Annotated in this window: 33 protein-coding genes; 2 read left to right on the top strand and 31 right to left on the bottom strand. The window is 52.6% G+C overall.

Annotation, left to right across the window (positions count from 1 at the left end):
• Positions 1–375 precede the first annotated feature (375 nt).
• Together C3B52_RS31540 and C3B52_RS31535 are read right to left on the bottom strand one after the other, a co-directional pair.
• On the bottom strand, positions 376–978 hold the full coding sequence (locus C3B52_RS31540) for a replication-relaxation family protein (RefSeq protein ID WP_103110297.1): 603 nt from the start codon (positions 976–978) through the stop codon (positions 376–378).
• On the bottom strand, positions 978–2,195 hold the full coding sequence (locus tag C3B52_RS31535) for an FtsK/SpoIIIE domain-containing protein (protein ID WP_103110296.1): 1,218 nt from the start codon (positions 2,193–2,195) through the stop codon (positions 978–980). Before C3B52_RS31535 ends, C3B52_RS31540 begins: the two co-directional genes overlap by 1 nt.
• A gap of 731 nt (positions 2,196–2,926) precedes the next feature.
• On the opposite strand from C3B52_RS31535, the gene C3B52_RS31520 reads away from it, so the two are divergent.
• Positions 2,927–3,319 carry a hypothetical protein gene (locus C3B52_RS31520; RefSeq protein ID WP_103110293.1) on the top strand — a complete coding sequence of 131 codons (393 nt, stop codon included), beginning with the start codon at positions 2,927–2,929 and terminating at the stop codon, positions 3,317–3,319.
• 24 nt (positions 3,320–3,343) lie between these two features.
• On the top strand, positions 3,344–3,859 hold the full coding sequence (locus C3B52_RS31515; protein WP_103110292.1) for an SHOCT domain-containing protein: 516 nt from the start codon (positions 3,344–3,346) through the stop codon (positions 3,857–3,859).
• Between the two features lie 51 nt (positions 3,860–3,910).
• On the opposite strand, the gene C3B52_RS31510 is transcribed toward C3B52_RS31515, so the two are convergent.
• The 29 genes from C3B52_RS31510 to C3B52_RS31375 form a co-directional block, all read right to left on the bottom strand.
• Entirely contained in the window at positions 3,911–4,072 is a 162-nt protein-coding gene (locus C3B52_RS31510) for a hypothetical protein (protein ID WP_235615918.1), read from the bottom strand.
• A 55-nt stretch (positions 4,073–4,127) separates the two neighbouring features.
• Positions 4,128–4,817: an N-acetylmuramoyl-L-alanine amidase gene (locus C3B52_RS31505; protein WP_103110290.1), complete on the bottom strand. Its 690-nt coding sequence runs from the start codon at positions 4,815–4,817 to the stop codon at positions 4,128–4,130.
• Between the two features lie 3 nt (positions 4,818–4,820).
• Positions 4,821–5,186, bottom strand: a complete 366-nt coding sequence (locus C3B52_RS31500) for a hypothetical protein (protein WP_103110289.1) — start codon at positions 5,184–5,186, stop codon at positions 4,821–4,823.
• A gap of 62 nt (positions 5,187–5,248) precedes the next feature.
• On the bottom strand, positions 5,249–5,470 hold the full coding sequence (locus C3B52_RS31495) for a hypothetical protein (RefSeq protein ID WP_103110288.1): 222 nt from the start codon (positions 5,468–5,470) through the stop codon (positions 5,249–5,251).
• Positions 5,470–5,868, bottom strand: coding sequence for a hypothetical protein (locus tag C3B52_RS31490; RefSeq protein WP_201264968.1), 399 nt, complete (start codon positions 5,866–5,868; stop codon positions 5,470–5,472). The genes C3B52_RS31495 and C3B52_RS31490 overlap by 1 nt, the downstream gene beginning before the upstream one ends.
• Positions 5,869–5,884: 16 nt before the next feature.
• Positions 5,885–6,859, bottom strand: a complete 975-nt coding sequence (locus tag C3B52_RS31485) for a phage tail protein (RefSeq protein ID WP_103110287.1) — start codon at positions 6,857–6,859, stop codon at positions 5,885–5,887.
• A gap of 3 nt (positions 6,860–6,862) precedes the next feature.
• Positions 6,863–7,426 carry a YmfQ family protein gene (locus C3B52_RS31480; protein WP_103110286.1) on the bottom strand — a complete coding sequence of 188 codons (564 nt, stop codon included), beginning with the start codon at positions 7,424–7,426 and terminating at the stop codon, positions 6,863–6,865.
• Positions 7,423–8,505, bottom strand: a complete 1,083-nt coding sequence (locus tag C3B52_RS31475; protein ID WP_103110285.1) for a baseplate J/gp47 family protein — start codon at positions 8,503–8,505, stop codon at positions 7,423–7,425. The genes C3B52_RS31480 and C3B52_RS31475 overlap by 4 nt, the downstream gene beginning before the upstream one ends.
• Entirely contained in the window at positions 8,505–8,921 is a 417-nt protein-coding gene (locus C3B52_RS31470; RefSeq protein ID WP_103110284.1) for a DUF2634 domain-containing protein, read from the bottom strand. The genes C3B52_RS31475 and C3B52_RS31470 overlap by 1 nt, the downstream gene beginning before the upstream one ends.
• Before the next feature lies 1 nt (position 8,922).
• Positions 8,923–9,297: a DUF2577 domain-containing protein gene (locus C3B52_RS31465; protein WP_103110283.1), complete on the bottom strand. Its 375-nt coding sequence runs from the start codon at positions 9,295–9,297 to the stop codon at positions 8,923–8,925.
• Positions 9,298–9,310: 13 nt separating this feature from the next.
• The gene (locus tag C3B52_RS31460) at positions 9,311–10,423 is read right to left on the bottom strand and encodes an XkdQ/YqbQ family protein (protein WP_201264967.1); all 1,113 of its coding nucleotides are present in this window, start codon (positions 10,421–10,423) and stop codon (positions 9,311–9,313) included.
• Positions 10,423–11,097, bottom strand: coding sequence for a LysM peptidoglycan-binding domain-containing protein (locus C3B52_RS31455; protein ID WP_103110282.1), 675 nt, complete (start codon positions 11,095–11,097; stop codon positions 10,423–10,425). Before C3B52_RS31455 ends, C3B52_RS31460 begins: the two co-directional genes overlap by 1 nt.
• Before the next feature lie 12 nt (positions 11,098–11,109).
• On the bottom strand, positions 11,110–12,936 hold the full coding sequence (locus tag C3B52_RS31450; protein WP_268811917.1) for a phage tail tape measure protein: 1,827 nt from the start codon (positions 12,934–12,936) through the stop codon (positions 11,110–11,112).
• A 468-nt stretch (positions 12,937–13,404) separates the two neighbouring features.
• On the bottom strand, positions 13,405–13,788 hold the full coding sequence (locus C3B52_RS31445) for a phage tail assembly chaperone (protein ID WP_103110281.1): 384 nt from the start codon (positions 13,786–13,788) through the stop codon (positions 13,405–13,407).
• Between the two features lie 66 nt (positions 13,789–13,854).
• A complete protein-coding gene (locus C3B52_RS31440) occupies positions 13,855–14,301 on the bottom strand; it encodes a phage tail tube protein (RefSeq protein ID WP_103110280.1) in 447 nt (148 codons plus the stop codon).
• Between the two features lie 15 nt (positions 14,302–14,316).
• Positions 14,317–15,363, bottom strand: a complete 1,047-nt coding sequence (locus C3B52_RS31435; protein ID WP_103110279.1) for a phage tail sheath subtilisin-like domain-containing protein — start codon at positions 15,361–15,363, stop codon at positions 14,317–14,319.
• Between the two features lie 51 nt (positions 15,364–15,414).
• A complete protein-coding gene (locus C3B52_RS31430; RefSeq protein WP_103110278.1) occupies positions 15,415–15,837 on the bottom strand; it encodes a hypothetical protein in 423 nt (140 codons plus the stop codon).
• Position 15,838: 1 nt separating this feature from the next.
• Positions 15,839–16,273, bottom strand: a complete 435-nt coding sequence (locus tag C3B52_RS31425; RefSeq protein WP_103110277.1) for a hypothetical protein — start codon at positions 16,271–16,273, stop codon at positions 15,839–15,841.
• On the bottom strand, positions 16,273–16,590 hold the full coding sequence (locus tag C3B52_RS36945; RefSeq protein ID WP_164685007.1) for a hypothetical protein: 318 nt from the start codon (positions 16,588–16,590) through the stop codon (positions 16,273–16,275). Before C3B52_RS36945 ends, C3B52_RS31425 begins: the two co-directional genes overlap by 1 nt.
• A gap of 323 nt (positions 16,591–16,913) precedes the next feature.
• Entirely contained in the window at positions 16,914–17,762 is an 849-nt protein-coding gene (locus C3B52_RS31415; protein WP_103110275.1) for a hypothetical protein, read from the bottom strand.
• Positions 17,759–18,187 carry a hypothetical protein gene (locus C3B52_RS31410; RefSeq protein ID WP_103110274.1) on the bottom strand — a complete coding sequence of 143 codons (429 nt, stop codon included), beginning with the start codon at positions 18,185–18,187 and terminating at the stop codon, positions 17,759–17,761. Before C3B52_RS31410 ends, C3B52_RS31415 begins: the two co-directional genes overlap by 4 nt.
• 12 nt (positions 18,188–18,199) lie before the next feature.
• Complete coding sequence (locus C3B52_RS37930; RefSeq protein ID WP_268811916.1) at positions 18,200–18,322, bottom strand: hypothetical protein; 123 nt, start codon at positions 18,320–18,322, stop codon at positions 18,200–18,202.
• Between the two features lie 71 nt (positions 18,323–18,393).
• On the bottom strand, positions 18,394–19,419 hold the full coding sequence (locus C3B52_RS31400; protein ID WP_103110272.1) for a major capsid protein: 1,026 nt from the start codon (positions 19,417–19,419) through the stop codon (positions 18,394–18,396).
• A gap of 71 nt (positions 19,420–19,490) precedes the next feature.
• Positions 19,491–19,865, bottom strand: coding sequence for a hypothetical protein (locus C3B52_RS31395; protein WP_103110271.1), 375 nt, complete (start codon positions 19,863–19,865; stop codon positions 19,491–19,493).
• 40 nt (positions 19,866–19,905) lie between these two features.
• On the bottom strand, positions 19,906–20,481 hold the full coding sequence (locus tag C3B52_RS31390; protein ID WP_103110270.1) for a capsid assembly scaffolding protein Gp46 family protein: 576 nt from the start codon (positions 20,479–20,481) through the stop codon (positions 19,906–19,908).
• Between the two features lie 81 nt (positions 20,482–20,562).
• Complete coding sequence (locus C3B52_RS37925; protein WP_268811915.1) at positions 20,563–20,691, bottom strand: hypothetical protein; 129 nt, start codon at positions 20,689–20,691, stop codon at positions 20,563–20,565.
• A complete protein-coding gene (locus C3B52_RS31385) occupies positions 20,688–21,233 on the bottom strand; it encodes a hypothetical protein (RefSeq protein WP_235615917.1) in 546 nt (181 codons plus the stop codon). Before C3B52_RS31385 ends, C3B52_RS37925 begins: the two co-directional genes overlap by 4 nt.
• A 26-nt stretch (positions 21,234–21,259) precedes the next feature.
• Positions 21,260–21,529 (bottom strand): spike base protein, RCAP_Rcc01079 family, encoded by a 270-nt coding sequence (locus tag C3B52_RS31380; RefSeq protein WP_201264966.1) that lies wholly within the window; start codon positions 21,527–21,529, stop codon positions 21,260–21,262.
• Positions 21,522–23,030 (bottom strand): phage portal protein, encoded by a 1,509-nt coding sequence (locus tag C3B52_RS31375; protein WP_103110268.1) that lies wholly within the window; start codon positions 23,028–23,030, stop codon positions 21,522–21,524. Before C3B52_RS31375 ends, C3B52_RS31380 begins: the two co-directional genes overlap by 8 nt.
• Between the last annotated feature and the right edge of the window lie 13 nt (positions 23,031–23,043).

The following is a 23,043-nucleotide window of genomic DNA, read 5'->3' as shown; positions in this document are numbered from 1 at the left end:
TGAGCGCGCTAAAGTCTTCCGTTTTCACTAGTTATGTGATATACTTGTCCCATAACTTAATGATTTACGGAAGTCCTTACTTTGCGCTTCGATCTCATGAAAACCTTTAAGTGATAAACTTTGGTCGATTTGGAAAAGGTAAGGGCTTCTTTGTTTTTTGTCGAATCGAATCTATTAACTTGATTCATAGTATAACATAGACATAAAAAGTTGCCCACAAGTATTTTAGAAAAGTTATCCACATATGCACAGAAAAGCCGGGTTCAAGTTTTCGCTTGATACGACCGGCTCTTGAATTTATTCTATTGTGAAATATTCATACGGTGTTAAATTCATAATAGTGCGCCACAATTTTGTCGTATTAACGCGCCCGCCTCACCGTTTAATACGCGCCATCAACTCGTCAACGCTCGCCTGGTACACTCGGAACGGACGCTCGCCGACGTTGTATTTCGCGGCTCCGATAATCCATACGTACGGAAATATCGTCCGGTTCTGCGGCTGCCATGATTCGCGTTTCCATTCTCCGCTATTGTAATACGCCTCATAGCGATTTAGTTTATCCGCCATCTGTTTATCCGTATATGTCGACCGCTGGATCTCTACGTACCACGGAGCGCCTTTCCATATCGCAAATACGTCCGGCTCCGGCCGCCCCTTATCGCCAAGTTTCGGCTCGACTTCGAATACTCGCGGCTCCTCTTCGGCACGTATCCGCTTGTAATATTCCGCGATCGCCAGGAAGTGCGCCACCTTCTGCGAATCCGCCTTTAATTTCCGGTCTGCAGCGTAATAAACGTATTTGCGGCGCTCCGTCGAACACTTAACGTAACCGTCGCGTCTCAGCCGCTTGAGCACGAGATTAGTCTGCGTTATCGGATGGCGCGTATGGCCGAAGTACAACTCCGCAATGTCATCGCGAGTTAAGTACCGGAACCGCTCAATGTCCGCTATTATCGCCTTGTCGCGCGCATTCATTACAGCACCTCCAATTCGATTACGTCATCATCAACGTTTGTATCTACGTCAACGTTTACGGATACGTCCGTACGCTTATGCGGCGCCAATAGTTCACGCGCAGCCGGCAACGTTAAATGCGGTCCCTGTACGTATTCGCATCCGTTTAGCTTCAATACCATGCGCCCTTTGTCGCTCTCCATTATCGCCGCAGCTTCGTCTGATCCGATCGTTATACGGCTGTTTATCGCGTCCGAGTGACGGAAGGCCATGCGCACGGTTAAGTTATTCTTTAGGCGCCCTTCCAATACGCCAGCATCCGGCCGCTGCATCGATAGGATAAGGAATACGCCTAACGCACGCCCAATCGTACTGACGTCCTCAACAGCGGCCATGACGTCTTTCTCACGCTTCAATAGCGCCACCTCATCGATTGCCAGGACGATATAAGGCGGCCGCTTATTCGCAGGCAAGTCGTCAACGTGCGCAACCTCTTCCGTGTCCAGGAGATCGCCACGCTTCCGCATTTCACGCTGCAGGCGGAGAACGATGCGCTCCAATCCGTCGACATCCGTTACGACTTCGCGCGCCACTCCGCGGAATACGTGGAACTCTGACCGCTTGAGATCCGCGCAGTACAATTCGAGCTTATCGCCGCAATGACGTACGAGCGTCGTCAATATCGAGCGCAATGCGACGGACTTGCCGCTGCCTGTTTCGCCGGCCACGAGTAGATGCGGATTATCGACCATTTCGTACGCGACGCTACCTGTGCGCGATTTGCCGACGTATATCGGCAGCCGCATGCCGCGAATCGTTTCCGTTACCTCATCCGGATCGTACGCGAATTCCGCCATATTGACCGTATAGACGCGAAGAACGAACGTACGCGCATCGGATGCCGGCGATAACTCCGCATCAGCTCCGAATACCTGGCGGAACAACCACTCGGCTTCCGTTATACGCGACGGGTCCATTCCGACCGGTAATCTGAACGTAGCCTCGATCCGGTTGAGATACGTATTCACGCGTAAGATGGCCGGATAGCTGCGCACCTCTCGGCCGCGAAATCCGCGTATCTTATAGTACAAGTCGCCGCGTCGGAAGACGTTAACGAGTGACCTCCGTAAGACTTGGTCCGGAAACGTGCGCCACAATTGCCACGCTGCGATTCCGCATCCTCCTGCGCCGATTACCTTAGCGAGCGCCAACGCACCGCCTGCTCCGCTTACCAACATGCCCGCCTCCTTTGGTGCTGTGCTTTAAACAGTTTCGAAAAACCGCGTCATTCTGCGACTAAATCGCTAATTACATACGCATCGATACATACGTTGATGTATACGTAAATGCATACGTCACAGGTCGAATATGCGGACGGCATAGTGGAAGAGGTCGCGCCATTGATACATAGTTATTACGCCGTAAATTACGTATGTAACTAGGCGAACGAAGACAACCTTTCCGCCGTGTCCGGCGCATTCTACCTTGCGTTCAATTACGTGAGATATGACGCCGACAACCGCCATCTGGACGAACGGTACTGCGCTAATCATTTCGACCACACTCCTTAATCGCGTTTGCTAAATACATATGTACGACGGCCTGGTCATCTTTCCGCATTTTTGCGGATAGAGTCGTATAAATTTCGCTAGACTTGTCCACGCTATGGATGAGGTGATCGTATGGGACTCGGAAAACAGCGCAGCAAATTCGGCGCCTACTTGGACCGCAAGAGGATTCCGCAGGAGAGAATACGCGAGGAAACGAAGCTCGGCCGCGACACATTAACGCGAGTCTGCAGCCGGCCGGAATATTATCCGAGCGGTTCGACTATGCGCAAATTAATCGCCGCAGTCCGGAGGTTGACCGGAGATAACGTTTCGCCTGACGATTTTTGGTCGATGTAATCCGCGGCAGATTGCGTTATAATATACGAACAAGTATTCGTTATTTAACGGAGGGGTACACGATGCCGCCGATGATTGGTTCGGAAGATTATGCGCTGATTAAACCGTATATAATACTGCCGATGATTCTGTCGGCGTTTGAACGCGATAAAAAGATTATCGAAGAGTCGGGCGTGATTAAGACGCCGGCTCCTTATGTGGCGATGATTGACGTTGCGATGGACCGTGTAAGCGCGGATTTGCGCGAGGTAAAGCGACAATTTAGAGAGCGCGGAATTAAGGTGCATACGATCGAGCGCGGGGATTCCCTTATCGTTGCTAAATTTGTGTGTCGCGGATATACTGGCACGTTTAATTTGCGGGACCAGTACTTGTCAGCGGAGGCTGGCGTATTGATGCACGGTTATCTTTTGGGGAAAACGGATGTACTAGCAGGTAGTGACGTGGTAAAATGAGGAAAACGATAGCGGAGGTTTGGGATGTCAAAGCTGTACCAGAGATTATTAGAAAAGGTGTCGAAGGCAGACATCGTTGATTGGGCAGAGGGAGTCAACGGAATATTAGCAGTGACTAAGAGCCATGTTTACATAATTAGGGGAAACGCTTTTGAGAAAAAGACTATTAAAACGTACTCTTTGAAGAGCATCTCGTCGGTCCAAACCAGAAAACCCAACCTGCTAACACGCGGGCATATCCAGATAATAACGTCAGGAGTAGGGGATCGTACTGGTGCCTTCAGTAGCTCGTTTAACTACGCACTTGACGAGAACAGCGTTATGATTAGTAATAACTTCGATCATTTCGTCAGGTTAGAGCAATTAGTATACAAACTCCAAAGCCAAAGCGAAGTCGCGTCCTCCATTACAATAAACGAAGCGCCTCAAGCGGACGACGTATTCACAAAAATCGAGAAATTAAGTGAGCTTCGTAATAAGAGCTTGATTACCGAGGAAGAATACGAAGCAAAGAGAACAGAGCTACTATCCCAGATATAAACGCAAAAAAGCGCCCACCCACGGATACCATTCCGCAAGTGAGCGCTATTTTTATTCGTCCTTACTATCGTTACCTCCGCTTCCATCCGCATAGCCTTCCGCCAGGATGTACGCCACACACGCGCCGACAGCTCCGATAACGCCCGTCACCTGCAGCGTCACACTTTCACCGGCACCGCCCGCCGCCATTAACGCAGTCCCAAGCGCAGCCAACAACGCCCAAAACTTACGCGATGCTAATTTCCGCTTCCAGTCGATTCCGTTCATATTACTTCGCCTCCTTCGATGTAATTGTCGCGATTTTCTTCGCATTGTCCCACACCACATTTGCGCCGACTCTCTCGGCAATATAGCGCAATGGTACGTACACGCTGCCGTCAATGATAACGGCGTCCTGCGCCTTAACCCCGTCGTACATGACGGTTGCTTTCGGAATTTCCACTTTGGCCGTCGCTCCTTTCATTTCGTCCAGTTTACGTTGTACTGACGCCTTGAACGCGAACCAGCCCGTCCATTTTCCGTCATCATACATAAGCCGCGGACAAATCTTGCCGGACCAATCGAAGTGACGGCGCAATCGATCAACGCCCCATCCGCGGTCCTTTAACATCTGCGCAACCAATGACGCAGCGTTATCGAGCGTCTTCGCGTAGTTCCCACTTTCGCATATTTCAACGCCGATCGACGTACGGTTACCGGATTTAGCGCCGCTACCGTCGCCCGCGTGCCATGCGTTTTCATTCAGCGGGATACATTCGATGGCCTCGCGCTCATCGATTACGATATGGTACGATGCCTGTACCTTATTAGACAGGCTCGTTAACCAGGCCCGTTCGTTTACCGCTGTCGACTTGAGGTTAGCGGTATTGTGAATCGTAATCGTCGTAGGCGCCATGAAGTATTCCGGACGCCTATTTTGCGGAGTATCTTTCGGTATGTGATTCGATACATAACGCATAGATTAAACGCCGCCTTTCGTGAACACATACGTTATGAGCGCGATTATAGTACCGCCAAGAACGTATTTGATTAGCGATATCCAAGCGCGTTGGTTCGCCGTTCTTTCCTTCGCACCGTCCGTCTGTGTTTGCTGTAGTAGCGTAAACAGCTTCGTTTCGAGCGAGTCAAACCGCCCGAGAATCTGCATATAGTGCTCTTTCATCGCGCCTGTTGATATCTTGATTTCGCGGATTTCGTCGTCATGTCGTTTTTGCGTCTCCTCTAGTAGTTTTAGCCGCGTTTCGTCCGCCACGTTTGCCGCTGACAGCCGCGCAAATTCGGCCGACAACGATTGTAGCTGCTGGATTACTTCGTCCTGATCCGGCATGTTTCCGTACTCCTTCCGTGTTTCCGTATAACAAAAACCCCCCGGAAATTTATCCGAGGGCTTTATACTTGCGGTTCTTTCAGCGCCACTGTTGCGTCATATTCTTCCTGCGTTATCCATCCGGAAGCGAGTGCGCGATCGAGCGTCGCCATATCGTACTCTGCAGCCGCGTATTCCTTGACCGGCTCAACGTAGTTCGCGAAGATGTCCGGAAACGTCTTCGTGCCATGGCGGAATATCGCCATTGAGTACGCGATCTTAAGCGAGTTGATTATCGTAGCCATTATACGCCACCTCCTGCGAGTGTTTCCCATACGTCGATGATTGCGAGGTTAAGTGCGGCCGTTTCCGCCTTGAGTTCCGCAACTTGTGCGGTTAATGGCGGAGTGGGAACTGGCGGCGTTTCCGGATTATTCGGATCGCGATACGAAAATTCTAACGTGAGAGTTTCGGGATTAACGCGATAACCGTCAGCTTGTGCGAAGTCTTCCGCATACTGTCCCGGCTCTAATTCAAGGATAATTACACTCTCCGGGTCGCGTCCTTGCAGTACGTAGAACGCTTCGAAATCCGATTCGATAGAAGGACGTCCAAGAGGCGAGTAAACTATAGGCTCCCCTGTGTCGGCCAGAACAGCACCGCTAGTCTTGTCAGCATATATTCTCCTGCCTACTCTTCCCATACACGATCATCCTCTCCTATACTTGATACGCCATAACGTGATAAGTTCCACCGCCTGAAAATATACCCATAGTGAATCCTGTGTTCGTTGCCTGGGATAACTGCGGGGAATAGCTGCCTCCCGGTCTAGTTTCATAAGTTCTGTACACCGGGTTTTTCACATATATATTAAATCCGCCGGCCGAAGCCGAACTCACAACGTACACTACCCTCCACTCAAAGCCGACGTTTACATTTACCGTCGTTTCTCCTGAGTAAGTTTGGTAAAAATACTTCTTCCCTGTATTGATCTGTGATACTTTATTCGCCAATACCGCAAACTCGTCGCTACCTGATGCTGGAACTCCCTTGCCGCTAATGGCGGTAGCGATCGCCTGTTTTCCGTTAGCGACAGAGGACTTTAAATCGTTCAAACTACCCCCAGCCCACTTAACATCATCTTCAAAAACGTGTAGTCCTTTACTGTAATCAAAATCTTCTCCTCCGTCCGTTATTGACGGTGCTATATAGTAACCGCCAGTTGCGGAACTATGATGATGTACCCATGACTTTTTACCGGATACCTTTGTGATTGAAGGTAATTCAGTTGTAAAGACGATGGTGCCCGTTACAGTACCGCCTGTACGCGGTAAACTCGCATTCTTCGCATTTGTCTCTGCGGTATTAGCCTTGGCCTGCGCACCTGCCGGAGTCTCTGCCGCATCTGCCTTCGCTTGTGCCGCCGCCGCCGCCGTTACGCCCTCGCTACCACGTTCGTAAGCCCTCCGGACCGCATCCGCCGTACCCGCCTGCGTTTTATTCGTACTCGTTGTCGTATCGTTAAGCTGTACGACGCCCTTCTGCGTAGTCGTAGCGTCAGGCACCGTTACGCCCTCGACAGCCTCCGTTACCGCTGTATCGACCGCCTCGGCTAACGCGTTCATGTCGCGCGGTACATCCGCCGTCATATTCGCATCGATTAGTGGCAGCCCTAAATTCGCTGTTTGCGCCATATATTACGTCAACCCCCGATTATAAATTTCGCCGTACGTTTTGCCCGTCGCCGCCACGTCACCATAAGTCCGTCCGCCTGCCGCCAATTCCGCGTAAGTGTAGAAACGGAATACGTACTCAATCGCCAAGTGTGCCGGCGTAATATCACGTACAGCCGCCTTGAGCGCGTCAATCTGATCCGGAACGCCGAGCGAACTGACAAACGTGATAATGACGGTATATGCCGGCGCGTTGATGTCTACGTCTACGTCACCGTTTGCATACGCTTGAGCGACGTTTTCGATTAACTCCGCCGTTACCGTACCGACGCCGCGCAGTCTCGACAGAAGGATTTCGCGCCGCTGTGCGTATGTCTTCGTTAAGTCCGTCGTCAGTCCGAATATACGCTCCCAATGCGTTAGCCCCCACGTTGCCGTCTCGATAAAGAATTGCGCGATGACATCGTCAATGCTGGCGTCAAGTCGCGCAATCTCTTCGGCTTCGCGATCGAGTATGTTCGTAGCGACCGGCATTTCCGTATAGTATTTCGGTACATAGTCGCGCATTCTCTTCGCTACTTCGTTCACGTCGTCACCACCACCGTACCTAATACCGCAACCTCACCGTCTGCGATCGCGATGTTAGCGCCGCCGCCATTAACCGTTAGATTCTCGTAATCAATGACCGGCGGAATGTCGAGGATTACGTTAGCGATGCGCGTCACACGTACAAGCGGATCAGCAAACGCGAGTCCCTGCAGATAAGCGCGTACGCCCGCCTCAATCTGCGCCTGTACTTCCGCTGTCGTTGCGCCAGGAGCGAGTTGCACTTTTACCGCGATATTAATCGGAACTTCAACCGCGCCCGCCACCGTAGCGACTGCGCCAATAGGAGCGACGCCTTGGCCCGTTCCGTCTTGCGTCGGATCAATGTACGCCTGGACTGCGCTAACAATCGTCGAGTCTGGCGCGGTCTTCTCATCGTCAAGCAGAACGATTTTAACCGTTCCCGTTCCGTTCCATATCGGATAGACTCGCGCATCAGATACGCCAGGCACTTCGAGCGCCCATTGGCGGTATTGATTCGCGTTGCCCGACGTAGCCGGCCGCCTTGCCCGTTCGAGATAACGCGCCAGTAATGACGCATCGGATTCGGCATCGACGCCACCCTCGAAGAATGTGCCGTTTGTGACCGTTACGACGCCGACTAAATCGCCTATTAGCGTATTAATCGTACCGGCACCTGCATTTCCGTCCGCTCCGCCTTCCTGCGCTTCTGCCGCAACCGTAACCGTTCCGCCTGCGATTGTGGCCGGCGCTTTCGTTACGAAGTAGACCGGAGTCTCTCCGCCCGTTGACGCGACTGTTCCTGCAGGAATAACGGTTCCGTCCGGACCACTGAACGTTAGCGAGCCGATCGCCTTAACTGCGGGCTTGCGCGTTAGGCCGTATTCTCGCGCCCGCATATCGAGCCAAGGTCCGTATGTTGTATCCGCAAATCCAGCGGCCAGTACGACGTCGAGTTCGACATATGCGCGTTCAATCTCGATCGCTGCTGGCGCCGTCAAATCGTACGTAACCGAGCCTTGCCGCTTATCAATGTCCGGAGGCGACTCGTCTAACATCCGCTGCTGTATCGCGGCTTGCGTTTGGTCCTCATACGCCATTAAATCGTCACCTCCATCGGAATAACTTCCTCGTTTATCTCAATGTAAAAAGACACGAAAAGGCGGTCGCCCTCGCGTGTCAATTCGAAATCATATACGTCGTCAATGCGGTCATCGTAAAGCAGTGCCTCCTCGATGACGCGCGGCACCTCCGTATCCAACAATTCCGCGGATGCATCCGAACCGATTAAATCCTCGATTTCGCTACCGTAATCGTCGTCATAAATCGTAAATCGGAATCGCGCCGTCTTGATCGCTTTAACAACGAATTGCTTAATCGCGGTTATGCCGTCAACCGTGCCGCCCAACTCGCCATTAACGAAGTCGAGTCCGTACGTCTTAAGCGGCTGCTCATCCGTTAAGTCTGCGACCTCTTCTGCAGCAATATCAACCGGTTCTAGCGGACTTAGCGCCATACTATACGCCTCCTATCCGGTCGAGAATGACGTAAACTTGCGCGGACTCATTGGACGCGACGATTACGCGGTCACCGGCCGCCAGTGCTGCGCCGAGCTTTATATCCGCGTCGGTTACCGTAATTGACGACGTTTGCCCGTCTATTTCCACGGCTCCACCGCTTATCGTAGCTTTGCGTGTATGCTCCGTCAGATGCTCGCAGATAGCGAGGTCGTCCGCGTCCAATTCTACCGGCATGTTATCGATTTTGATGCGCAGATTAGGAGGCGCGGCCGTTACCGTCGCAAACTCGATATCTACGTCTTTGTTGTAGCCTAGCGTCTTGATTAATGCTTGGAACTGACTAGGCTTGCTTCCTTCGATTAATTGCGTCAATGCTCCGCACCTCCTAACGATTGCTTATCGATTGTATAAATGAATCCGATGCTTTCGGCTTTTTCGTCTTCTTCGCTTTAGTCGTCTTGCCGGCCGCTTTCTTTTTCTTCTTCTTAACTTCGGCCTTCTTAACCGGATCGTCTTCGTATTCCAATTTCGGCAGGTCGTCCGTTTTGGATAGCGTGACGTCCATCAGATGCACGCCGCCTTGGAACGTATGAGTATCCGCGTTAACGTAAAACCCGCCCACCAAGTCCGTCATGCTTTCGAACGCGTAAACGGCTGTACCGGCCACTACGTCCGCAATGCCGAGCGCTTCGACCGATACCTCTTCGTTTACTTTTGCGAGATCCTTTAACCGTTGCTTGGCGAGCTGTGTTATCGCGGATTGCTTAAGGTCGGATTCCGCCTGCTCTAAATGCTGCATAAGTCCGTACTGCTTCACCATGGCCGCGTCCGTTTCCGTAGCCGTCAGCGGCTTCTTATCGTCGCCACCGATTACCTTAACGGATGTGCGCGTCTCCTCTATCGATCGCGACCGGCTTGCACTCGTAATATTGACACCGTCTTCGAGCATCCAACGCACGGCTCCGTCCTTCTTCTCGCGTAGATGGAGTTTACCGTTGCTCGCGACCGGAACGAATTTGCGTCCGTTCTGCTTGCGCGTTTCAGTGAGAGCGGTAACGATCATGTCCCATAACGTCATATTGCGCAGTATCAACTTCGGAATAACGTAGCCTGTCGCCGAGATATCGCCCGTTGGGATTCCGTAAGCCTTGCCGATTTCCTTAACGATGGCTTGCGCAGTCATATTCACAAATTTGCGCGTATCTACGTTCTTCGTGAGGTAGACATTCTCGTCGTGCGCGATTAGCGTCGCGTCGCCGCGGTTGTTCACGCTGTATTCGAAAATGATGCCGCGGAACAGGCCGACCCCGTCCGCATAGAAACGGATCTCCTTACCGACTTCGATATCAACCGCCTGCTCCTCGCCATTTATCGTATTGGACAGCGATACCTGCAGCGTACGATGCGGCTTCGCGACGTCTCCGGACCATTTGACGGATTTAACGAGCGGTTCGATGTAATACTTGCCGTCGTACAATACGCGAATATTCGTCGCCATTACGGTATCACCAACTTCATGCCAGGCCGGATAACGTTCGGATTTGCGCCGATCGCCTTTTTATTAGCGTCGTAAATCTTCCGCCAATCGTTTCCTTTACCGTAAACTGTTGCGCTGATCTTAAAGAGCGAATCGCCGGATTTAACCGTATAGGACGACGGAACGACTCGCGTACTCGGCCGCTGTGCTGACGTTGTTGCCTTCGGTGCGGCTGCGCTACTGTTCGCGTTGGGATCGCCCTTCTTCGCGACCTTAATAAACGTGTATTCTTTGAGGTCGAGCGTGTAGTAAATATCGCTAGGCTCACCGCCGCGCTCCTCGTATTCGAAATTACGAATTGTGACCGCGATATTAATCGGCGTGTTGGTGACGATGTAGCGGACGGGCTTTCCTGACCGCTGCCACCGTTCGATTGTCTTAACGTATTCCCACGGATCTAATAGCCTCGGATGTTCGCAGAAGGAGGCGTTATAATCACGCGGAAACAAAGAAGACAGCGAAAACTCTTTCTGGCGGCCGTTACCGATAATGGTATACTCGCCGAGATTAGAGACTTCGATGTCTTCGTAACTGTGCGCAGATGCTACGGTAATTGTTGCCGGATTGACCGGTAACCACATCACTTCCGCGCCGTTATTAAATTTCAGCCAAAACTGCGGCTTTCCTCGCGCCATGTATTCGCCTCCTTACTGTGATAGATCGTGTACCAACCTACCTACGAACTCCTCATAATCCATTCCGTTGTTGATGTGGATAGGTCCGTTAATATTCACGACAGGCGCCATCCGGCCCCCATTCGCTCCGCCTTCACCGCGCCAACGTTTCGCCTCTTCGCGTGTGAGAACCGCTTCGCCGGCGTGCAATGACGCGGGGTAATTGTTATACGGAACATTGCGGAGTCCGCCTGCGTGTCCCTTACCGCTAATCATTCCGCCGATCGTGGACCATACGCTTTTATTGCCGAGTTCTTTCGACAAGCGCGTATACTCTGCGGCCTGTTCTGGCGTCATTTCTCCGGATTTAAACTTCTTATTCAAATCGCTAGTCGTCTTCATGCTGTTAAATCCCGCAACCGTAGCCGCACCAGCTCCGCCAACTACTGCGCCAGGCAAGCCGGCAAACGCTCCGCCAGTGCCTCCGCCAAGAACCGCCGCAGCAACAGGGTCCTCTTTGATGGCCGCGATAATACCGGATACGAGTCCTCTACCGAGTTTTAGTCCGACTTCTGTAAGTCTTGGGACGGCCGCACTCAATCCGTCAACCATAACCCCTGTGACTTTCTCGGTTATGAGTTTGAAGGAGGCCGCGCCGCTCTCACTCCACCATTGGTTAAAGTCGTCCATCAACGTATTGAAGATGAACTTTACTTTGCTCTCCAATGTTGTGAGCTTCTGAAATTCCGGATTGTCTGTAAAATTCGTCTTGATGTACGCTTTCGCACGGTCAACCATCGATTGGATTCCGGCCGTAATCTGCGGACTGTACGCCTCGATGAAATCCGCAGCTCCATTCGCGATATCCTTAACGAGTGGCAGTATTGGCATCATGCCCGCAATCTGCAGCGTCTCGAGTGCGCCACGGAATTGCTCAACCGCACCGGCCGCGTTATCCATCTTCTTACGCGCAACATCGAGCGCCGTTACCTTCGACATTTCCTCGCGGAACTCTTCTACGCCTTCCGAACCCTCTTTAAACAGGATCGTAGCCGCACGTACCGCGTCCGTACCGAACATCAGTTTAAGCGCATGCTGCCGCTCTTGGTTCGTCAACTTCGCCATGGATTTACGCAAGGTTCCCGCGATATCGTTCAGCGATTTGATATTACCGGCCGCGTCGAAGAACTGGTTCGATCCGTCCGCCGTCACGAGTCCGAGTGCGCGGAATAATTCGATTTGCTCGTCCGTTACCGGCTGCAGCGTTTGAAGCATCGTTTTCAATGACGTACCGGCGTCCGATCCTTTAAGGCCGCGGTTCGCGAATAGGCCGAGCGCAACGTTAACGTCTTCGAAGTTCATGCCGAGACCGGCCGCAACCGCCGAAGACATCGAAAGGGAGTAGCGCAATTCCTCGACGCTTGTTGCGGATGCGTTCGCCGTGCCTGCGAGAATGTCCGCCGCCTGTGCCGCTGTCATGCCGTCTTCCTGGAACGCGTTAAGCGCGGTCGACATAATTTCCGCAGCCGCTGCGAGATCAAGTCCGCCAGCCGTCGCGAGGTTAAGTGCCGCCTCCAATGCGCCCGATTGGACGGTTGCTGGCCGTATGCCCGCCTTGAGCAACTCTTCGATGGCTTGCGCAGCTTCTAGCGCGTTATACTTCGTAGCCGCGCCCATTTTGAGGGCGAGCGCCTGCATCTGCGCCATTTCCTTTTCGGTAGCGCCTGTTAACGCTTCGATTGACGACATTTGCGCCTCGAAGTCCATCGCCTTACCGAGCGATTTCCCGCCGAAATATGCCGCCGTGCCGAGCGCTGCGATTCCGCCGAATAACGCGCCCTTACCGATGCCGGCGCCCATGCTGCGGAAAACGTTCTTAACCTTCGTGTTGAGTCCGTCCATCGCCCTTTCCGCGTTCTTTGTGGCGCGCTCAACTCCGGACAATTCACGTTTTACGTTGGTCGACGCGGAACTTGCGGCTTGCTGCGCCCTGGCGAGCATCTTATTGGTGTCCGTGAACTCCGAGCTTGCTTTTTTGGCGCGATCTAGTTGCTTCTCTAAGTCCTTTAGCGTCCGACTTGCGCCATCGTCTTTAATTCGGATGCGCCCTTCGAGATTAAATGCCACTTACTCGCCGACCTCCTCCCTGTGCACGATTTTGCGCTCTCTCTGCGGTTTTCCGTTCCTTTTCCTCGTCTTCCAGGACTAAGAGCATCGATGCAAATAGGAAGATTTGATGACGTTTTTCCTTTGCGTAAATTTCATCAGGCGGGATGTGGTGCCGCTGGAAAATAACATGAAGAAGGAACGGAACACCCCCCGCCTTGATTAGTTTTTTGCGTCGTCGATTAACTCTTCCTCATTGCCGAATCCAGACAATTCAAGGATGGCGCGCATTACCTTCACCATTTCGCCTGGTAGCAACGCTTTTGTGACGCAATCAATGTCGTCAGCGGCTTCGTACTTTGCCTTGAGTGCTTTATCGTTAAAGTCCGGATCAACGCAACCCTTGACGATGACCAGCGTGTTAAACATCTGATCGTCCGTTACCTTACCGCCCTTACCATCCGGTTTAGCGGCGCGGTCATTAATCTTGCGCAGGTCTTCATTGCCGAGCGCCTTGACGGTGAAATGTGTTTTTAAACGTGCGATGTATACTTCCTTAGTAAGTTCAAGCGTTGCGCCGAGCAGCGCGTCTAATCCTTTAGCCATGCGTTTATCCCTCCGAAAATTAAAAGAGCGAACCGGAGTCCGCCCTCTTGTCGTTTATTTGCGTTTTTAGTTCGGTCTAATTGCGTCGATAACTTCGTAACCAGAGAATACGAATGTGTACTCCTGCTCGACGATCGCGCCGACTTCGTAATTGATTACCGGAATGTTGTCGAAAGTAACGTTTTTCAAACGAACGCGATATGCTCCGAAAGATTCCGGATCATCGAGAACGACCTGCAGCTCGGTTACGAACGGCGAACTCGCGTCATCCGTTACCTGGTTCATTTTCTCGATCCATTCCGACGTAACGAAATATCCGGAAATGCTGCCGGAACCTTTAAGCGTGGTCGTTTTGTTTCCGAGCCAACGCGTACCAGCAAGGCGAATCTCCTCCATGCCGATCTCGATGTTCGCTTCGACAGCGGTTGTATTCGTCAGCCAGTTACCGTCTTGGTCGTAAAGGTAGCCGTAGTTACCGCTTATGACGCGCTTGGCGTCCATTGGTCCTGCCATCTATGATTCACCGCCTTAAATGTTAATTGTGAGGAAGATTCGTTCAATGCTGTCGACTTCGACGTAGCTGATCGTGAGGAATACGGAATCGCCAACGCTAGGACGGTTCGGGTCCAGCGCTACGGCCGGCGCAGTTAGAACACCCTCGGCCTCAAGCGTTTCAAGGTACGCTTTAATTGCGATCATCAGCGTTGCCTGGCCTGCCGCATTGTTGTTCAATTTACCGATGTAGTTGTCGGTAGCCGTGCGCGTAATGTCGGTCGCAATCGCTTGCCGTGCGCGAATATTCCGGATCTTCTTGCCGGATGTGGTGGCGCCACTTTCGATTTTCACCTTCGCGCCATCATGTACGAGCAGAAGCGAACCGGCTTCGAGTGCTGCCGTTATCTGCGCGTTAGTCAAGCGTTTGTTTACGTCCTCAAGCGGTGCCGGATCGTACGTAATCGATTCGTTAATCGGAGTGCCTGCGATGTCGCCCGCCACCCACGGCGCGTATTCTGCGGATGTGTATGTCTCCGTGCCGATAACGCCGCCGACCGTCACGTTTACGATGTAGTCATCGCTGTTAAGCGTTGTCCGTGCGATGCCTGCCGCTGGATCTGCGTCGGATGCTGCGTCGCCACCGATCACAACGAAGAAATGTTTACCTTCCTCGCGATTGCGTTCAACCCACGTTTTAGTTGCCGCTTGCTGGTCCGGATCGGACTCGCCGTCGAATACGAACACGTTGAACGGTCGCGTATCGAATGCTTCGCGCATATCGACGTAATCCTGTTCCACTGGCGCTGTCGGCATCGTGTAGACGAGAACGTCACGCGCACCGCCTTGAAGCGCGAGTAGAATCGACTCAACGTTAGCGAGTCCGAATTGTGCTGCGGCCTCAGATTCGGATGCCACCGTATAGAACGTTTTGGCTGTCGCTGTATTTGCGTAACTCAGCAACGGAATAGCGACGGTACCGCGTGCGCCTCCGTTGATCTGAGCGGCCGCGGCTTCTTTGAAGTTAATGTAGATGCCTGGGCGCTTTGGTAGCGCTGTTGGGTCCCATTGACCTGCTGCCATGTGAGTACCTCCTTTTGAGTATAAAAAGAGCGCCCCAATTCAGGACGCCCGTTAAATCCGTCGTACGTTGACGTTATTAATTTTTGGATACTGCGTTTGGTTTCGCGCCTCTCTTACGCTCGTATCAAGCACGCCGATAATTACGAACAGGCCGTTCTCAGTCTTGGCCGGTTGCGATACGGAAAACGCATTAACGCGGATATGCTCGATCAACTCCGACTGGTATACCGCAGAACCTAGCGCATCCATATTCGCCAGCACTGTGTCCGGCCTGTTCGCAACGTGGACGATTTGATAGGCGCGATCTATCCGGAAGTGGTAACGCGTTTCCGTCTCGCGGTCTTCGTCAATCATCCGCACATAGAACGAATTAGGCGGAGGTTGCGCCGGTACGTCTTGCTTTCCGGTCGTCGCGGTCGGGAATAACGCTTTGATATACGCTTCTATCGCGACCGTGTCCGTTATTACGCTCAAATTACGTCATCCCCTTCCGCTGCAGCTCCGCCTCGATTGCGTCTTCAATTAGCCGGTGCATACGCGATTCGCTATCGTTCTTCGCTTGCTCTAAGAAGTCGAGGACCGTGCCAGGCTCGCGCGCTGTTCCACCGCTCTTGGCCGCCACATCATGCAGATATAGCGAGTAGTTGAAGCCGTTATTAAACGCATTCGCAACGACCGATCCCGTTATACCGTCCGGTCCCACTTTCGGCGTCGTATGGTCGATACGTGCGCGCAGATTACCGCCGCGGCGACCTTTATAACGGCCGATTGGCGCAATGTTCGTCGCCTTCAATTGCCAGTATTCAAGCGCATCCTCAACGCCATTGACCGCGCCATCTTGGACGGCCTCGCCCGCCTTATCCATCATCTTCGCGAATTTAGCGAAATCCATTTCGAACTCGATCGACATTAGACGAACACCTCCGTTATCAAAGGCGTCCCATCAACGCGCCGCTTAACCGCAATCCGGACCGGTTCACGCTCGACGATTACGCCGATTTCGTTCTCATACCGGATCTTGTCGCGGTATGAGATACGCGCCAATCCTTCGAGTACAATGCGGAGCTGAACGACGGCCTCATCGCCGTATTGATTCGCGACCGTACGCGTCTCTTCTTGAACGAAGCAGTCAAGCGTAAATGGCGGAAGCTCGATCGGCTGCCCCCACCCGTCATCAACTGCACTAGGCTTAACGGTGACACTCTGGCCATCAGTGACAGCGAGCATCAGGCGGCATTCATAGCGATTTAATCCGCCGAGTCCTCGCGCATCAATGTCCGTCAGAATGTACCGCTGATTATGGCGCCATATCTTAAGCGCGGTGTAAATGCCGACTTCCGGATCGAATGACGCCGTGTAATCGTTGTTGTCGAACGAATAGTCGCCGACAGCTCGCGCCGGACTTCCGTTCGGTACGCGCGGTTCCGACCATATGACGTTAGCGACCGTTTGGCGGCCGTCTGTGTGCTCGACGATAACGGATTCGGTGCGGTGCTGCTTAATGTCCGCCCGATTTGCGCGTATAAATTCGACGTCTGCGTCCGTTAACATTACCGCACCTCCTCCGATAAGATGTATTGCGTATAGGCCGTACAGTACGGATGAATGTTGTAGATGTCTGCGTCACCTGGTAAGAAGATGCCGGCGCCGAGTCCGTGGCGGTTCTGCTGCGATACCGATACGCATTTCTCCGATTGATGGACGCCGGGAATAAGGCGAAGCGCGCTAACGAATTTCGATTTCTCGGCCGTATAACCTATCGCGGTTCTGTATGCCGTATTCGCCTCCGTTATTGCGAGTCTTCGCGCTTTCCAGGCTTCCGTATCATATACGCCCCTTATCTCACGTACCATTTTCGTCGTTGTGTCTCCGCGGATGATTCCGCGCCGCAGCACGTTACCCATTTCCGCACGCTGATCACCGGCAAACTGCCATACGCGATTCGATAGCGTTAATCCGTCAGGTCCGGTACGTTGCGCCAGGTATTCCGCAATATTGCGCGGCGTTGGCTTGCGTCCATTCAATCCGGACAGAATCTCGCTTTCAGCCACCTTCGCAGTCAAAACGAAATCAGCCGATAAGCCGAGCGCCTTCTGGAACGCCGTAAAAGCGTCACTATACGCAATATCTACGCTGTCTTCCATCGCACCGATTAACGCCGATTCGGTGACGTCTCGGATCTCGCGTTCGACCGCCTCTAGGTCGCGGAGTAGAGTATTGACGCGCGATCGACTTATCGTATTGTCCTTATTCGCGTATTCCTCTATTAAATCCACGACCTGCAGGCGCGTACTTGCGACATCCTTAACGACACTGTCGGACATATCCTCGGACGCTTCGAGATAGGCGTCATGCAATTCGGCCAATAATTCGTTTAGCTTGCGTTCGTTCTCCGTCACTGGCGCCACCACCAGCCATAACGCCTCGGCTCCGTTATATCGCGGTCAAGACGACGCGCCACCTTAAACGTTGAAGCCGATTTGCGTCCGATAATTACGCCCCGTTCACGCTCATACTCCGCAGCAAGATCGGCGGCGAGTTTGCGGTACTGTTCTGAGACCATCGTCTTATCTACCGCCTCTTCGCCATCCGTATACTTGAAGTAATGCGCAACCGAGAACGCAATCGCTCGAGCGCCTTGTATCTGCGCCAACGTTATAACGAGCGGCGTCTCATCATCCGGAATGTCTGCGGCAGTTAACGGCGAGTATCCGTATTGGTAGAGCGCCTCGATTAACCACGCATCGATGTCCGCGGGCAATACGCCGGGAACGTTGCGAAAACGGGCGGCCAAGCGCTCAGTTAATTCGGGCAATGTCGCCATACTGCCGCCTCCTTATTTGCCGCGTTTGGATTTCGTTGTTTCTGCGGGCTTATCTTCCGACTTCTCCGCTTTCTTTTCCTCTACTACGCGTACATAGCCGATGCTGGCGAGGTGTTTCGCGGTCTTCGCTTCCACGTCGAGAACCGCGCCTTTACCTTTGCCGTCGACTATCGCATCGAGGACTTCGACCTTTACGTTAGCCATTATTACGGAGTGTAAACGTCAGCGTGGAAGATGAGAGATGGCGCTTCAACCGCAGGGAAACCGGCTGCTACCGTGCGCAGAATCGACTGAATCGGCTCGTCTTTGTCCTTGGCTTCCAAAACAATACCTGGTTGGAAGTTGTTCTCGACAGTTGGACCGTAGAGGTAATTACCTACGCCCTCGGACAGCATTACAACGCGATTAACCGGGAAGAACTCGATTGTTTCGTCTTGGCCGGTATAGATGTCCTTAACGGTCACCTTGCGGTTGGTAACGACTTGAACTGGCGGCAGTCCGTACCCGCCGAGTACGCTATTCAATTCGTCTACACTTACGCGAGTAGCTCCGCTATTCAATCCGCGTGCTTCGGTTACGATTACGGTATTTTTCAAGAGCAGCGCCTGAACTTCGCGGGACATCAGAATAACGTCCGGAGCTTTACCGTTGGCAACCGTGTATGCGTCAACCCAATCCAGCAGGTCGCCGATAACGTCCGCGCTGATGTCGCTCCATGCGGAAGTACCGGTCAATGCGACTTTATTCTCCGCAGGGATACCGAAATCGATTGTGACCTTGACGCCGTTTTTGTTGTATGTGAAAGTGCCTTTAGTCAGTGCTTCCATCTTGATAACGTCAACACGGCGGGCGATTGCGTTGACCAAGTCTACGCCTTTAACAGTCAAACGGTCGATCATCGACTGTCTTTCGCCATCATTGCGGGCCTGGTTCAGCGCGAGCAATTCTTCTTCGGTTGCGATGTATTTCAGACCCATCTTTGCAATCTCGCCCATTCTGGACGCTACTGCATCGCGGTCAACAACCGGAGGCTCGGAACCGTAACCGATCATTGCGCCAATGTGTTGGGATTTCTTGATGATGTCGTACGCAAAGGTATTAGAGAAGATGCGGTCGTCCGGGAGGAAGCGATCGCCAAGCGTTGGAACCTCGTTTCTGTCCGCCAGTGTTGCGTCTACCAAGCCGCGAAGTGCGGGTTTTTGAAATTGCTCAAGATATGTGATACCTGCCATTTAAATTTCCTCCTAATGTGTGTTTTTGGGCGCAAAAAAGACGCCTCCGATTTTCGAAAGGCGCCTGCTTTTTAGATATGAGTTACGAAACGAATCATTGGCGTTACTGCTTTGAAATCCGCGAGTGCTGCGTTCGTCGGCAACTTCGCTTCATACACGGAACCGCGAACGATTACCTCGCCAACAACAAAATCGGTAGCTCCATCGGATACCAGGTCGATGTTCAAGATTCCGAAATTATCGAAGCCTGTTGCGGTTGTGAACGGTTCGTATTTACCGGAAGTAGTGTTGCGCGCGATGAGCGTTCCAACTTCGACTGTGCCGGCCGGAAACTTCGTACCGTCAAGCGTTGCGCCACCTTCGATAAATTGGAGATGCTCGGACGCAAGAATGTTCTTTCCGCCTCTGAATGCTGTTTGAGATGTTTTCAAGCTATAAGCTGGCATTTGTTTTCCTCCTTGGTTTTGGTTATGTCAACGAATCCAATTAACGGCGCAGTTTACCCGCGGCTTTCAAGCGTTCATACTGCGTCTTGCCGACGTTAGTTAAATCGCCTGGCTTCGGATCTGGCTTGCGGCCGTTCCCCGGATTCGGGTCGACCCCGTTTGCTTTCGGCGGCATGTCCGCAATGACTTCGGCAATACTCGCCTTAATTGCGTCTTCATCCTCGCCGGTTACGTACTTGCTAACGCGCGCCAATTGTTCCGCCGAATATCCGGCCTCAATCAGCAATTGCGTTTTCGTAGCGTTGAGTGCTGCCGTTTTTGCTTCGGTGCGAGCGCGGTCGAGTTCCGCCTGTGCGCTCTTGTACAGCGCTTTGTATTCCTCGTTTTTCTCGCGTTCCTTGCGTTCGGCTTCCGCCTGTGCGGCCGCTTTCTCGTCGTCGAATTTCTTCTGCTGGCGCGCTAGGCGATCGTTGAGTATCTTGTCGATATACTCCTGCTGCTCTTTGTTAAATTCGGGCTTGGCCGGCTTTTGGTCTGCGCCTTCCTGTCCGCCATTTTCGCCGCCTTCCTCCGCAAATAACTGCAGGTCAAGCGGTAATCTAAATCGTTGTTTCATCGCAATACCTCCGTTTTAAAGTCGCGTCGACTATTACGTTAAATGACCGCCAGTTTAACGACATGCCGTAAGTCGGTCACGCTATTCGAGGATCTCGATAACGTAACTATCTTCGTTCTCTTCGACGATCTGCCACCACTTGGCCGCCGTATCCGGACGCACTGGATCGTCAAATGATCCGGTCCCGATTTTCGGTACGTTTACAATCACGGCGCCACCGCCTTAATCTCGAAATCGTCCCATACGCCACTTGTTCCGTTGCCGTTGCGCATACCGAAGCACTTGTTATCGATAAGCGCGGTATCCGTGACGGACACGACTTTCAGACCGTTATAGTAGGCGTCGATATTGGCGTCGTTAAGCACGATCTCTAATTCAGCCCACTCGATACCGCTCGGCGGATTGTACGAACCGAGTGCGTTCCAGGCGCCGGCGACGTTCTTATATAGGCGGCCGTCCTTGCCCCATTGGTAAAAGTTATCGCGAGAATCCGGATTGTATCGGACGATGATCGACGCATCCGATGCGCCCATTTGTACGCGTGCCTTGACGGATACCTTGTCCGCGCCAGGCAGGTTAACGTACGCAATCTGATCGTAGTCCGGACTCGCAATAATCTTCGCGGTGTTACCCGATATGCCCCAACTTCCCGCAAACACGGACCACGGTTCGCCTAACGCGGCGGCATCCGCACGATTAAAGTCATCCGCAAATAATACCGATGGCTCAGCGTTTATCTTTGTCGCGCCCATTCCTACGCCTACTCCGATAATCATCGTTAGTACACCGCGACAATGCCGGTCGCCGTCGTTCCGGTCGCCTTAACACTAACAACTGATAACGGATGTACAATGCCGGCAGCCAATCCGGTAAATTTGACTTCGCTTCCGCCGGCCATGACTACGACAACGTCTCCGGGGCTGCCTACGTACAGCCCTTTCGTCGCGCCACGCGTTAAATTTGCGTTATTGTTGGGCGTAACTGCCTGTGCATCGACCGCATTAGCGCCGGCCAAATGCGTGACGGTTGAGTTTGAAAACCTAGACACTACCGTTTCCTCCTTGGTACGGGTCTGTCTCCGCTCGTCTTTCCGCCGTCTCACCTGCGATTTCTTGCTTTTTCGCCGCAACATTCTCTACGCCTAAACGGCGCATAGCTCCGGCAATGGATTCAAATCCTGACGCGGTTTCCTCCGTCAACAACTCAACGAGTGACTTGCGATTATCCGGCAACGGAAGAACGAATTTAATCTCGTTTGAATAGTCGTTAATCGACCGTATAATCGTTTTGTCGTACGCAAAAACAGCGCGATCGAGGCGCGCCTTAAGGTAGCGTATAGACTTTTCGTGCAACTCCTGCAGTCCGTCCTGCCATTCGAGCCAATGTTCTTCGGTTTCCTGTATGATCGATTGGAATAGTACGTGTAGCGCGTCACCATTGAGTCCGCCGAAGTTTAGTTCTTGCGGTACAACGTTAGGGAGCGACGTAATCTCGTGCAATGCCGCTTTCAATCGCGAATACTGTCCGTCGAATGCCGCGGACCAAGAGAACGTACCTTCTATCCGTTTGACGTCCGGCTTGGTGTCTGCGCCTGGGCCAGCAACTACTTCTAGACTTGCACCGGGGGCAATCTGCACCTTATCGGCCGTTCCTGCAGGTACGTTTAAAAACGCCGTCATCGCGAACATTTCGAATTTAAGCGAATCAGCCGCGTCCTCATTCATCGCGTTAAGGCGATCGGTAACAGCGCGCATCGCTTCGATTTCTGACGTATCCATTTCCTCGCCAGACAATCCTGGCACCGCGAACGCTACGAGCGGTAGGAAATCGATTCCCATCGACGCCTTCTCCGTAATCGTGTGGTAGCGTTTCAAGTCCGTAGTATATTCGGCGTCTTCGTAATAACACGCTCCACCTTCGAGCGTAAACGATTCTTTGCGGATGAGCGTCCGCCCGCCCTCTTCGCGTTCTGACACGAAGTGGCCGCCGATCAATAGCGTCATGTCTTCGTCGGAATAAACAGGAACAAATTCGGTATCCGGCCGCCATACCCAACGCAGCTTACCGGTATTCGTGTCAAATACGATCTTGCATACGACGCGGCGGGCGATAAGGTAATCGCGAGCTGCCTTCGTTAAGGACGTGCGCATCTTGTTTTCGCGCCATAACTGATACAGCAACGATTCGTAATTTGCGGCAACCTGCGCCTGCGCTGGCGTGGGCTCTTGCGGAGTCGGAACGTTAATTCCGTGTTGGCCGCCCATCAACCAGCGCGCTTTCTTATCGATAAACGATTTGAAATAGTTCGTCGGGAATCGCGTCGGATCGTAGTCTAGTCCGGGTGGACGCGGCATATCTTCCGCAGCTACTAATTGGCCCGTCTCCGGGCTAACGTGCTGCTTGCCGGCGTAGTATTCGTAATCTCGTAGTTGGCGGTCGATCCTGCGCCAAGTCTGCGCCCCCAACGCCTGCTGCAGCGGAGAGAAAATAAGGCGCTCGTAAAAGTCCTCGCTAATCGTCTCATATGGCGCTAAGTATTTCGCTAACATTTGCGTCCTCCTT

It is taken from the genome of Brevibacillus reuszeri, assembly GCF_002897295.1.
GTDB lineage: Bacteria > Bacillota > Bacilli > Brevibacillales > Brevibacillaceae > Brevibacillus > Brevibacillus reuszeri_A.
The sequence above is the reverse complement of the archived record's forward strand: the minus strand, read 5'-3'. Positions and strand labels throughout refer to the sequence as shown.